The 12,853-nt window shown below is 42.4% G+C and carries 13 protein-coding genes; all 13 read left to right on the top strand.

Features of this window, described 5'->3' with window-relative positions:
• Positions 1 to 331: 331 nt before the first annotated feature.
• Positions 332 to 1,672: an NAD-binding protein gene (locus LO777_RS08560; protein ID WP_228857090.1), complete on the top strand. Its 1,341-nt coding sequence runs from the start codon at positions 332 to 334 to the stop codon at positions 1,670 to 1,672.
• Positions 1,673 to 2,105: 433 nt separating this feature from the next.
• A complete protein-coding gene (gene cdaA / locus LO777_RS08555; protein ID WP_228857089.1) occupies positions 2,106 to 2,900 on the top strand; it encodes a diadenylate cyclase CdaA in 795 nt (264 codons plus the stop codon).
• 2 nt (positions 2,901 to 2,902) lie between these two features.
• Positions 2,903 to 4,024 (top strand): CdaR family protein, encoded by a 1,122-nt coding sequence (locus tag LO777_RS08550; protein ID WP_228857088.1) that lies wholly within the window; start codon positions 2,903 to 2,905, stop codon positions 4,022 to 4,024.
• On the top strand, positions 4,024 to 5,367 hold the full coding sequence (glmM, locus tag LO777_RS08545; RefSeq protein WP_228857087.1) for a phosphoglucosamine mutase: 1,344 nt from the start codon (positions 4,024 to 4,026) through the stop codon (positions 5,365 to 5,367). Before LO777_RS08550 ends, glmM begins: the two co-directional genes overlap by 1 nt.
• Positions 5,368 to 5,402: 35 nt before the next feature.
• Complete coding sequence (locus LO777_RS08540) at positions 5,403 to 6,419, top strand: Gfo/Idh/MocA family protein (protein WP_228857086.1); 1,017 nt, start codon at positions 5,403 to 5,405, stop codon at positions 6,417 to 6,419.
• Position 6,420: 1 nt separating this feature from the next.
• Positions 6,421 to 6,903, top strand: coding sequence for an acyltransferase (locus LO777_RS20010; RefSeq protein WP_268907534.1), 483 nt, complete (start codon positions 6,421 to 6,423; stop codon positions 6,901 to 6,903).
• Complete coding sequence (locus LO777_RS08525; protein ID WP_228857085.1) at positions 6,900 to 8,009, top strand: DegT/DnrJ/EryC1/StrS family aminotransferase; 1,110 nt, start codon at positions 6,900 to 6,902, stop codon at positions 8,007 to 8,009. The genes LO777_RS20010 and LO777_RS08525 overlap by 4 nt, the downstream gene beginning before the upstream one ends.
• On the top strand, positions 8,002 to 9,012 hold the full coding sequence (locus LO777_RS08520; protein ID WP_268907533.1) for a GDP-mannose 4,6-dehydratase: 1,011 nt from the start codon (positions 8,002 to 8,004) through the stop codon (positions 9,010 to 9,012). Before LO777_RS08525 ends, LO777_RS08520 begins: the two co-directional genes overlap by 8 nt.
• A gap of 3 nt (positions 9,013 to 9,015) precedes the next feature.
• Entirely contained in the window at positions 9,016 to 10,254 is a 1,239-nt protein-coding gene (locus tag LO777_RS08515) for a DegT/DnrJ/EryC1/StrS family aminotransferase (RefSeq protein ID WP_228857083.1), read from the top strand.
• Positions 10,254 to 10,628, top strand: a complete 375-nt coding sequence (locus tag LO777_RS08510; RefSeq protein WP_228857082.1) for a DMT family transporter — start codon at positions 10,254 to 10,256, stop codon at positions 10,626 to 10,628. The genes LO777_RS08515 and LO777_RS08510 overlap by 1 nt, the downstream gene beginning before the upstream one ends.
• Before the next feature lie 108 nt (positions 10,629 to 10,736).
• Complete coding sequence (locus LO777_RS08505) at positions 10,737 to 11,162, top strand: LbetaH domain-containing protein (protein WP_228857081.1); 426 nt, start codon at positions 10,737 to 10,739, stop codon at positions 11,160 to 11,162.
• Positions 11,163 to 11,286: 124 nt separating this feature from the next.
• On the top strand, positions 11,287 to 12,249 hold the full coding sequence (locus LO777_RS08500) for a glycosyltransferase family 2 protein (RefSeq protein WP_228857080.1): 963 nt from the start codon (positions 11,287 to 11,289) through the stop codon (positions 12,247 to 12,249).
• On the top strand, positions 12,242 to 12,850 hold the full coding sequence (locus LO777_RS08495; protein ID WP_228857079.1) for a class I SAM-dependent methyltransferase: 609 nt from the start codon (positions 12,242 to 12,244) through the stop codon (positions 12,848 to 12,850). Before LO777_RS08500 ends, LO777_RS08495 begins: the two co-directional genes overlap by 8 nt.
• The last annotated feature ends 3 nt before the right edge of the window (positions 12,851 to 12,853 follow it).

The raw sequence follows: 12,853 nt of genomic DNA, 5'->3' as shown, positions 1-12,853 counted from the left end.
TTTTTTGTTGTGTTATAGTTTACTTGTCTGTTTTGCAACTGGCTACCCCGCATTTCTCATGAACATTGTGTCAATTTTGAGATGAGCTGTAGAATACAAATAATTAGCCAACTATCAGTAGTCGAACAAAATTGACACAATGTTCACCCAAGGTCAGCCCAGGCGACGCCATCTTCTGCAATATTTCAACAGTAAATATAGACTACTATTATTTACTGTTGAAAATTTTGTAGCTGACGCCGCCTGAACTGATGAAAAATGCGGGCTACCACTTCCCCGCTGAACTCGTCAGCTGTCCATGAGTTCGGGATTTCGACAAGGGTTTTGTTTAATGGGACCACATAAACGCGTTTTTCTGGCTGTCTTTTTTCTGCTGTTTTTTCTTGTAACAGGAACTGCGGGATATCATATTCTCGAAGGGTATACCTTCATTGATGCTTTTTATATGACTGTAATAACAATTTCAACAGTCGGCTATGGTGAAATAAATCCTCTTTCGGAAAGTGGTAGAATTTTCACCGTGTTTCTGATTCTTTCCGGGGTCGGCAGTATAGCGTTTGCGGCAAGCGCTTTTACGGAAATGGTTATCGAACGGTCAGCGAATCCAAACAGATGGATGAAATCTATGGAAAAACGAATAGGTAGATTAAAGGGGCATGTTATCATTTGCGGGCATGGTCGTGTGGGAGCGGCCGCCGCCGAGTATTTCAGTGAAAAGGGTGCTGATTTTGTAATTATCGATAATTCTGAGGAGACATTAAAAAAAATTGCCGAACTGGGTTTTTTTCATATTCTTGGTGATGGTACCAGAGAAGATGTCCTGCTGAAAGCAGGTATAAAAAAAGCTTCGGCCCTTCTTGCAGTGCTGGATTCTGATCCGGATAATCTTTTTGCTGTCCTGACAGCCAGGGAGCTGAACCCTGTGCTGAGGATTATCGCCAGAATTGATCAGCCAAGTTCAGAGTCCAGGATATTACGTGCAGGTGCGGATTCAGTTATTTCCCCCTTTGCTGCCGCCGGCCAGAAAGTAGCTGAAAGCCTTCTGGCCAAAGAAGACCTGGGAGATGATCTGTTTCTCGGGGCTTTTTCAAAATCCTGTGAACCAGAATGGCAGGAAATATCTGAAGATTCTGATCTGACCGGGAAGTCTATTCTTGCAGCCTCGCAATTGCTCGACGGAAAAATCGTAGGTATACGCAGGAATGAAACGGATATTCTCATGCCGGAAGAAGATGATCTGGTCATAGCCGGGGACAGGTTGCTTGTACTGGAAACTTCTCGGAAAAAGTTGACAGGCTCGAAGGAAACTCAACTGAAGAAGATCGTTCTGATTGATGATAACCCCGTTATCTTAAGGCTTTACACCAGGCTCTTCCAAAAAGCGGGATTTAATACATTGTGCGCCGCTACCGGTAAAGCCGGTTACGATCTTATTCTGGAGGAGTCACCCGATGTGGCAGTAATTGATTACAGGTTACCGGATATGTCCGGTCTTTCGATCTGCAGGAATGTGAGAAAACAGGAAGATAAAGATGATGTCAAACTGGTGCTCTTTACTGCTGACGAGCGGGAAGAAACAAGAATGAAGGCCATTGAGGCTGGTGTTGACAGGGTGGTTGTGAAAAGTCCGAATGCTGGAGAAATTGTATCTCTTGTGGCTGAAGTTCTTTAAATTTTCAACGATATGGGAGGTGGCCTGAAAAGGTGTCCGGTGTCATAGGGGGATCAATTGTAACCTAAATCCTGCACTTCGGGAATAAAGAAAAAATATTTATACTGTATAAACAGATAATTATCATATCGCAGTAAGGGCTGTACTACTCACTATCCGAGTGAGATTGTTTTTTCTTTACTCCCTCGCTCTGCGGGATTGGCAATTTCGGAGTCTACGCTTACCTATCGAATCTGCTTCGTTATCAAGGGCTTGAAGTATGTTAATACGTCGGCGCCCTTGATGCCTCGCATCTCCGATAAACCTGCCAATTGCAGGATTCAGGTGTAAAAAAATGGTATGGATTTTAAAAAATCTAAAAAAAATCTTTTAATTCCTTAATATTAGTCGTACATTTAAATTATACATCAATTTCAGCCGTTTTTGATCCTTTATGTTTGAATCTTTCCGTTATTTTCGCTGGCAGGATATCCTCGATATTCTTGTGGTGGCGTTTATCATTCATCAGCTGATTTCCATTATCAGAGGCACACGCTCTGTGCAGATGGTGGTAGGAATCGGTATTCTTACAATCATCTATTTCCTGGCCAGCGTCCTTGATCTGTCCGCTCTTCTCTGGGTGATGCAGAATTTTCTCAGTTCGATTCTGCTTATAGTCATCATTGTTTTTCAGCAGGATATCCGCAGGGCTCTGACACAGGTTGGCCGTTCTCCTTTCCAGAAACATATTGAGATCGTCGATAAACAGATGGAGGAGATAATAAGGACACTTTTTTATCTCGCAAAAAGAAGGATCGGGGCCCTTATTGTAATTGAAAGAGAAACAAGTCTTGGGGATTTTATCGAGTCCGGTTTCAAACTGGATGCGGTTCTGACAAAAGAATTGCTTATTTCGATCTTTATGCCGGCGTCACCACTTCATGACGGAGCTGTTCTTATCAGTGAAGGGCGGATTCAGCATGCCGGCTGTATTCTTCCCCTGACCCAAAATCCTTATATTAATAAACGCTATGGGACCAGGCATCGTGCTGCAATCGGTCTTACTGAAGAAACAGACGCCGTTGTTCTTGTTGTGTCGGAAGAAACCCAGGAGATATCCATTGTACGACATGGAGCTCTGACCACCATAGAAGACGAAATAGGACTGACTAAAAGTCTTCAGGCGATTTTCATGGTTGGTGACAGCAGTTCTTCTCAACCCTGGAAAAACTGGCTGGGGGGCAAGTGAAGATGGCGTCTGATAACCTGTCAGGAAAAAACACATTGGCAAAACTGGTCTCCAAAGACTGGATCTTAAAGTTTGCGTCTCTCTGTCTTGCGGTCATTCTCTGGTATTACGTGGGCGGAGAGAATCGTGTGGATAAAAATGTCATGATTCCCATAGAAATTATTAATCTGCCGCGGGATCTTGTTATTTCAAATCAGTTTAAAAAAGAAATTGAAGTTACAGTCAGCGGTCCTCGTGCCTTGATCCTCGATATGTCCAATAAAGCTATTACCCGTCAGATAGATCTGTCGGCGGCGACTCCGGGAACAATGGTTATTGAAAACAGTAATCAGCATATTCCCGTGCCACGGGGGATCACCGTGCAGAGGGTTCAGCCATCTTCAATTATTCTTTCCCTGGATAAGCTGATACAGAAGCGATTTCCTGTTACAGCAAAGACAGTTGGGCGGCCTGCCGCCGGCTATATACTCAAAGGGCTGCATACCGAGCCCGATGTTATTTCAATAACCGGGCCCCAGACAGTTCTCTCCAGGATTGATGAGTTGTATACGAATGCCATAAATCTGGATGGCCTGAAACATTCAACGCAGATGCAGGTCCCCCTGGAACTGGATCCTTCAATTGTTGATCTGATAGGTGAAACTTCCGTTACTGCCGATATAAAAATTGATCTTGAAACTGTGACAAAGACAATGGCGGATATGAAGGTGCATGTCCTGGCTAACGGTAGAGCAAAAAAAGTTGTACCGGAAGTTGTTAAAGTTACGGCAAACATTCCCAGGTTGTTGTTGAAGAAAAAGGTGAATTTAAAAAAACTGTTCATGGTAACAGCAATTCAGCAGCAGGGTGTGGAAAGTTTGAAAGTGGAGGTTATTCCCAGACCGGATGTCGAATATCCTGTTGAAATTGTATCCATTATTCCGTCAACAGTTCATTTTGTGAAAGAAGGGGGAGCTGGGCAGGAAACCGTAGATTCCATTGTTCCCCTGGGCAGACTTGAAAATGGGGTACTCCCGGAAACAGGGTTGCCGGGGCTGGAAGAAAAGAATGGAAACGAAGAAGACGGGTCGCCCCTTCTTATTCGTTCAATAAAAAAAAAGAAAAAACCGCATAAGAACAGGTAATGAGAAAATTATTCGGCACTGATGGTATTCGAGGGGTTGCGAACATCTATCCCATGACTGTTGAAATTGCCATGCAGGTTGGCAGGGCAATAGCTTTTATAGTCAAGAAAAGAGCAAAGGGACACAGGATTGTCATTGGCAAGGATACCAGGCAGTCGTGCTATATGCTTGAAAACGCCCTTGCGGCTGGAATCTGCTCTATGGGTGTGGATGTCCTGCTTGTCGGGCCGCTTCCGACACCGGGAATTGCCTTTATTACAACCTCGATGCGTGCTGATGCGGGGGTGGTGATCTCCGCTTCCCATAACCCGTTTCAGGATAACGGTATTAAAATTTTTTCAAGTGATGGTTTCAAGCTGCCTGACGAAGTGGAGGCGGAAATTGAGGATCTGATTTTTTCTCAGAAAATGGCAGCACTCAGGCCGGTAGCCGATGAAGTCGGTAAAGCCATGCGAATTGATGATGCCAGGGGAAGATATATCGTCTTTTTGAAAAATACATTCCCGAAAAAATATACCCTTGATGATTTTCATATCGTCCTTGACTGCGCCCATGGTGCAACTTATGGGGTGGCTCCTTTTGTGTTTGAAGAACTGGGAGCTAAGGTTACTCCACTGGGGATCAATCCTGACGGCAAAAATATCAATGATAATTGTGGCGCTCTTTTTCCCGAGCTCATGGCGGAAAAAGTGAAGAATTCAGGTGCCGATATCGGCCTGGCCCTTGATGGAGACGGTGATCGGCTCATTGTTTGTGATGAGCGGGGAGAAATTGTTGATGGCGACCATATTATGGCCATCTGCGCCCGGGAGCTATTGAAGCAGAGAAAACTGAAGAAAAAGACCCTTGTGGCCACGGTCATGTCCAACATGGGCCTTGAGGTGGCCATGGAAAAAATGGGTGGCAGGATGGTTCGCACGGCAGTGGGGGACAGATATGTGGTTGAATGCATGCGAAAAAAGAAATATTCATTCGGTGGCGAACAGTCCGGTCACCTTGTTTTTCTTGATCACATAACCACAGGAGACGGAATCCTGGCCGGGTTGCAGCTCCTTGCCATCATGAAAAAAAGAAAAAAACCGCTCTCCGAACTTGCAGCCATTATGCACAGCTTCCCCCAGGTATTGAAAAATGTACGGACTTCCACAAAAATTGATGTAAATACTTTGCCGAATTTTACCGAAACAGTTGAAGCGTTTGAGAAAAAGCTGGGAAAAGATGGACGTATTCTGGTGCGTGCATCCGGTACGGAGTCTGTAATAAGAGTCATGGTCGAAGGGAAGGATCTGGAGGAGATAAATGTAATTGCTGATGAGTTGTGCGGATTGATCAGGGAGAATTAAATTGGCTTTCTACCCTATTTAAACCTGGAGAACAAATGCTGAATATTGCAGTGATTGGTTGTGGTTACTGGGGACCAAATCTGATACGAAATTTTATGCAGGCCCCTGACTGGCAGCTGGTATGGGTTTGTGATGCCGATGAAATAAAGCTGAATTCTGTGATGACAGCATATCCAGGTGTAAAAAAAACACTACGATTTCAGGAGATTCTGGATGACAAATCTGTTGATGCAGTTGCTGTCGCAACTCCCGTTTCGACGCACTATGAGTTAGCAAGCCAATGTGTTTCAAAGGGGAAACATGTCCTTATTGAAAAGCCGATATGTCAAACAGCGGAACAAGGTGAAAAATTAGTCCGTTTGGCAGAGCAGCATGCCGTACAGTTAATGTGTGATCATACATTCTGTTATACGGGAGCTGTTAGAAAAATAAAAGAATATATCGAATCAGGAGAACTTGGGCAAATACTTTACTATGACTCTGTCAGGGTGAATCTTGGGTTGTTTCAGAGTGACGTGAATGTGATCTGGGATCTTGCAGTTCATGATCTTGCTATTGTTGACTTCCTCTTTTCCTGCCGTCCCAGCAGGGTTTCCGCCAGAGGGGTGGCACATACGGACAGTTCGTTGGAAAATATTGCTTATGTGACACTGGAATATGAAAATTCTTTTATTGCTAATTTTCATGTGAACTGGCTTTCACCTGTTAAAATTCGAAAAACTCTTATTGGCGGCAGCAGGAAAATGATTGAATGGAATGATCTGGTTCCTGCAGAAAAAGTGAGGATTTATGATAAGGGTATAACTCTATCGGCTGAGGACAAGAAACAGAAATCCAAATTGCTGATTTCCTACCGGTCTGGAGATATCCTGGCACCTTGTATCGACCAGACAGAAGCGTTGACTGTTATGGTAAAAGAATTTGCACAATGCATCCACGAAAATCGGCCTCCTTTGACTGATGGAAAAGCGGCATTGAGGGTTCTCAAAATTCTTGAAGTTGCTCAACAATCCCTGGTTTGTGGTGGTTCGACAATATCGATGAGCTGGTGAGATGAAAAAAAAGTATTGCAGAATATCTGGAGACGTTGAACTTGGTGAAGATGTGACCATTCATGCATTTGTTAATTTGTATGGATGTTCGATTGGGAGTAAAACAAAGATAGGAACGTTTGTTGAGATTCAAAAAGGTGTTTTAATTGGTGAGAAATGTAAGATTTCGAGTCACACGTTTATCTGTGAAGGCGTGCATATTGCAAACGAGGTATTTATTGGGCACAACGTAACTTTCGTAAATGATCTTTACCCCAGAGCCACTCGGGAAGATGGACTTCTTCAGGATGATTTTGATTGGGATGTTGTTGAAACGGTGATCGAACGTAATGTGTCAATCGGATCTGGTGCAACAATATTATGTGGAATTACAGTTGGTTCTGATTCAATTGTCGGTGCAGGAAGTGTTGTTGTTCGGGATATTCCGGCAGGTGAAATATGGGTCGGGAACCCGGCAAAGTTTTTAAGAAGGATAACAGAATGATAATCCCTTTTTTGGATCTGGCGAAACAGCATCAGACTCTTCGATCTGAGATTCTACAGGAATGGGAAAAGATACTGTTGACCGCAGGATTTATTGGTGGTGAATATGTGGAAGGTTTTGAGCATGATTTTGCAGCTGCCTGCGGAGTAAAATATTGTGTTTCTGTTGGCAGTGGTACTGATGCCTTACGTTTTATTCTGTTGGCATTGGGTGTCGGACCAGGTGATGAAGTCATTGTACCGGTCAATACTTTTATTGCGACCAGTGAAGCAGTAAGCCAGGCTGGAGCAACAGTTCGATTTGTGGATATTGATCCTTTTACTTATAATATTGATCCCGGTAAAATTGAAACAGCAATTACAGAAAAAACAAAGGGGATAATAGCCGTTCATCTGTATGGACAACCTGCAGATATGGACACTGTTCAGGAAATAGCCGAAAAATATCAAATATGGGTTGTTGAAGATAGCTGCCAGGCTCATCTTGCCGAATACAAAGACAAAAAAGTTGGAGGGTTCGGCGTTGCAGCGGCTTTCTCATTTTATCCCGGAAAAAACCTTGGTGCTTGCGGTGAAGCTGGTGCTGTGACCACAAATAACTGCCAACTTGCACAAAAGATAACAGCCTTACGCAATCATGGTCAGTCAAGAAAATATGTCCATGATATGGAAGGGTATAATGGACGTTGTGATGCCCTGCAGGCCGCGGCATTGCAGATTAAATTAAAATATTTAAGCAGGTGGAATGCTTTGCGGAGAAAACATGCCCGCATGTATGATAATCTGCTTGATTCAGATGATTTGGTAACCCCTTATATAAGAGAAGATGTTGTTTCAGTCTATCATCTGTATGTGGTTCTTGTATCTAAAAGGAAAAGGATTGCTGATTACTTAGCTGAACACGGCATAACGACTGGATTGCATTACCCTGTTCCATTGCATCTGCAAAAAGCGTATTCCTGTTATTCCTATAAAAATGGTGATTTTCCGGTTTCGGAAGAATGCGCCGGCAGGTTACTCTCGCTTCCCATGTATCCTGAATTGTCTGAAGATGATATTGAATTCGTCTGTAATAAATTAAAAGAGGCTGTGAAGTTATATGCTTGAGTTGCCTGGGAAAAATTGTCTGGTTACAGGGGGAGCCGGGTTTATTGGATCTCATTTGGTAGATAAGCTTTTGGAACTCGGATGTAATGTTCGTGTTCTTGATAACCTGGTGAATGGCAAGAAAAGAAATATTGAACATCATTTCCTTTCAAGCAAGTTCGAATTCTACCATGGCAGTGTTGTTGATCCCCTTGATGTCGCCCGGTCAATGAGTGATGTAGATATTGTTTTTCATCTTGCCTGCCTCGGGGTCAGGCATTCATTGCAACATCCTTTCGAAAATCATAAGGTAAATGCTGAAGGAACCTTGCTGGTTCTTGATGCGGCTCTCAAAGCAGATGTGCAAAGGTTTATCCATTGCTCGTCATCTGAAGTTTATGGGTCCGCTCTTTTTGTTCCAATGCCTGAAAACCACCCTACATATCCCTGTACTGTTTATGGCGCAGGTAAACTCGCTGGAGAGGCCTATGCCAGAGCCTATTTCAAAACATATGGAATGACCACAACCGTTATACGACCATTTAATACTTATGGACCTCGTTCGCATCATGAAGGGGATGCTGGAGAGATGATACCAAAATCTATTGTACGAATTCTGAACAATGAAGATGTTCTAGTATTTGGTGACGGGTCGCAGACACGAGATTTCACTTTTGTGGAAGATACTGCATCAGGATTGATTGCTGCTGCAGGAAGTGATGAAATGACAGGAAAAACTTTTAATATTGGCAGTAATTTTGAGGTATCCATTAAAAATATCGCTGAAAAACTTCTCGAAATATTGAAAGAAAGCAAATCGACTATCAAATATATAGAAAGCCGGCCTGGTGATGTCGATCGTTTATATGCTGATTCTTCAAATTTTATGTCCGTCGCAAAATGGAAGCCTGAAACATCATTTGATGATGGTCTCAAAATGACCGTAGATTTTTTCAGAAATCATACAAAAAATCCTGAAAGTCTTCTGGCTGACGAAGTTGGAACAAACTGGAAAACGGCATAATTTATGATACCAATTGCTCGACCATTTCTTGGTCAGGAGGAAGCAGAAGCTGCCGCACAGGTAATTTTATCAGGATGGGTTACCCAGGGTCCGAAAGTTAAAGAATTTGAAGAAAGGTTCGCACACTATACTGGCGCTGGCTATGCCTGTGCCGTTTCAAGCTGCACAACTGCTCTGCACCTGGCTCTTCTCGGTGTCGGTGTTGGTGCTGGGGACATTGTTATTACGGTCAGTCACAGTTTTATCGCGACGGCCAATGCCATCCGTCATTGTGGGGCTGAGCCTCTTTTTATAGATATCCAGCCTGATACCTTCAATATAAGTGTTGAAAAGCTTGAACATTGTCTCGAGAAATATTGTATAAGGAAAAAAGACTGTCTTTACTATGGCCAGTATCAAAAATTGATATCTAATCAATCTCCTTTATGGCATTTGGGTAATGATATTGGAAAAATTGCTGCCATTGTTGTTGTTCACCAGATGGGAATGCCATGTGATTTAAAAAAAATCATCAGTCTTGGGGACAGTTATAATATTCCGGTAATTGAAGATGCTGCCTGTGCCATCGGTAGTGAGATTTCTTTTGACAATGGAATATCCTGGGAAAAAATCGGACGACCCCATGGAGCTGTTGCCTGTTTCAGTTTTCATCCTAGAAAAGTTCTGACTACAGGTGATGGTGGCATGTTAACGACCAACAATGCCGAATTGGACAGGACATTCAGATTGTTACGACAGCATGGAATGAATGTTTCAGACCGCGAGAGGCATAAGTCGAGAAAGGTGATTTTTGAAAACTATCTGATTACCGGATATAATTACAGAATGACCGACATTCAGGCTGCTGTTGGTATAGAGCAGCTTAAAAAACTCGATTATATGGTTAAAAGAAGAAGAGAGATTGCCTCTGTTTATAGTGAAGCTTTTTCAGACCTGGACAGGGTTGTTACCCCTGTTGAATCTACCTGGTGTAGAACAAATTACCAAAGTTTTCCTGTGAAGATAGAAAGAGGTGCAAAACTGGCTATGCAACCTCTGATGCAGGATTTATATGAAAACGGTATTGCAACTCGGAGAGGAATAATGAATGCCCATCAGGAGCAACCATATATGTCTGATTTCTGGTTGCTTCAGGAGAGCGAAAAATGCAGAGACAATACTCTTCTCCTACCTCTTTTTGTACAGCTGGTTCCGGAAGAGCAGGAATATGTCATACAAACCTTTAAAAAGGCACTGTCCTGATGAGTTCAACTGGATGGATATTGACCCTGATCAGTGCAGGAATTGCTGTCGCAGCAAATCTATTTCTAAGGATCGGGGTGGACAAGGCAGGTGGTTTTGGAGGTCAAATGAATGATATTTTGGTATCATTTATAAATCTGCTCAGACAGCCCACCTTTGACTGCGGGATAGTTTTATATGGATTTGCAACACTAGTCTGGATCCGAATTATATCTATTGAACCGTTAAGCGTCGCCTATCCAATTCTGGTCAGTATTACTTTTCTTCTGGTTACTCTCGGTTCTGCATTTCTCCTAAAAGAGACTGTCACAGTATCAAAAATAATAGGCCTTTTGCTGATTATTTCTGGGATTGTGGTCTTAAGTCATAACTGAAAAGCCGGCAATATGAAGGAGATTATTCTTTTCCCTTTCAATGGGAATGCACGTGAGGCCCTGTCAACAATAGAAGCTATCAATGCAGCTCAGCCTTCCTGGACAGTTTTGGGTTTTATTGATGATGATGCTTTGAAGGCAGGAAGAGGGTGCGGGGGGATAAAAGTTCTTGGAGGAAGAAATATTTTATCAAAATTCCCAGATGCTTTTGTTTTAGCGGTTCCTGGGCGTCCGGACAATTTTAGGCGGAGAAAGATTATAATTGATTCTCTTGAACTGCCGGACAGCAGATTCGCGACAATTATTCATCCAACTGTCAGTAAAGGTATTGGATGTGAGGTGGGAATGAATACATTGCTGATGGCTAATGTTGTTTTAACAGTTAATGTTACTGTCGGAAACCATGTTGTTATGTTGCCGGGGAGTGTTATATGTCATGATAGTGTTATTGAGGATTACACCCTGATTGGTTCCAATGTTTCAGTATCGGGGGTGTGTCAATCAGGAAAAACTGTTATGTCGGGAGTGGTGTGAAAATAATTCATGAAGTAGAGGTTGGCCCAGAATCAATGATCGGAATAGGATCTACTGTAATTCGAAGTGTTTCTGAACTTAAAACTGTCGTGGGAAATCCCGCAACAGTAATAAAGGAAGAAAGATGAAGCTCAGTGTTGTTATTCCTGCCTATAACGAGGCAGAAAATATTAAGAGTATACTTTCTGATCTTGCCGAGAGTATCAGACAGTCTTCAGAAATAGTGACTAATTACGAGATAGTCATCGTGGATGATGCTTCTTCCGATGGAATGTTCGAAAAACTAGCTGAAGCACCATTTCCCAAAGTATCTGTCATTCGTTTAAGCAGGAGAAGTGGCAGTCATATAGCAATTCGAGCTGGCTTGGACTATGTATCCGGTGATATTGTACTTTGTATTGCGGCAGATGGTCAGGATGATCCATGGGCAATCAAGCGGATGATAGAAAAATGGCATTCCGGGTGTGAAGTTGTCTGGGCTTTACGAAAAGCAAGAGATAATGAAGGGAGGATTTCTTCTTTACTGGCACGGTTTTTTTATTCATTGCTTGGTTTTTTCGGTGAAGTCGAAAGCAAAATCGATTTATCAAGAGCTGATTTTTATCTTCTGGACAAAAAAATAGTTAAATCAATAATTTCATGCAGAGAAACGAACACATCGTTATTCGGATTGATTGTTTGGTTGGGATATTCACAAGGTTCCATTGAATATGAACGTAAACCCAGAAGATCTGGGAATTCCAAATGGACCTTTAAAAGTAAATTACAGCTTGCCAAAGACTGGATAATTGCTTTTTCAGGAATTCCCTTGAAAATAATGACCCTGGTGGGATTTCTTGTTGCCGGGGTAGGTTTTGCCTATGCAATAATTATTATAGCAAAAAGTGTTCTATGGGGAAGCCCGGTCCAGGGGTGGTCTTCAGTAATGACAGCGATATTGTTACTGGGGGGTGGGCAAATGATAATGCTTGGCATACTGGGGGAATATTTGTGGCGAACTCTGGACGAGTCCAGAAACAGGCCACATTATTTTGTAGAAAAGCATTTATCAGTGCTAGATAATCTTTCTATTGAGACTCATGAATAAACAATTCTACACTATCCTGAACAGTCCATTTGTTTATCAAATGGCTCAAAACATTTTAGCCCCAGGAGCTCAATTTATTCTCTGCCGGAAACTAAACAATCTTCATGAGACGTTAATAGCAAAACCCGGTCCCATATTGGATATTGGATGTGGACCAGCGAGCTGGCTCTGGAAAGTCAATCTAAAACCGATAGGTTTAGATATACAACACGAATATTCTAATGCTTTTCAACAGGTGACTAATGTTGCGGTAACTGGTTCTGCATTATTGCTTCCTTTTAAAAAAAACTCTTTTGGTGCAGTTTTTTCCCTGGGAGTACTACATCATTTAAAGGATAATGATGTAGCTGTAATGGTTCAAGAGATGCTCCGTGTGTGCAGGCCAGGAGGTAATTTGGTTGTAATGGATGCTGTTTTGCCCCAAAGAAAAGCACTTCGTCCCCTGGCTGAATTGATTAGAAATCTGGACAGAGGACAATATATGAGGCATGAAGAGAAAATAAAAGATCTGTTGAAACCAATAGGGAAATGGAAATTTATCCGATATACGTATACATTAACTGGTTTGGAAATGATTCAGGGAACAATAAAAATTAATTAAATT

The organism is Desulfomarina profundi (genome assembly GCF_019703855.1).
Lineage (GTDB): Bacteria > Desulfobacterota > Desulfobulbia > Desulfobulbales > Desulfocapsaceae > Desulfomarina > Desulfomarina profundi.
This window is presented reverse-complemented; position numbering and strand designations above follow the sequence as displayed.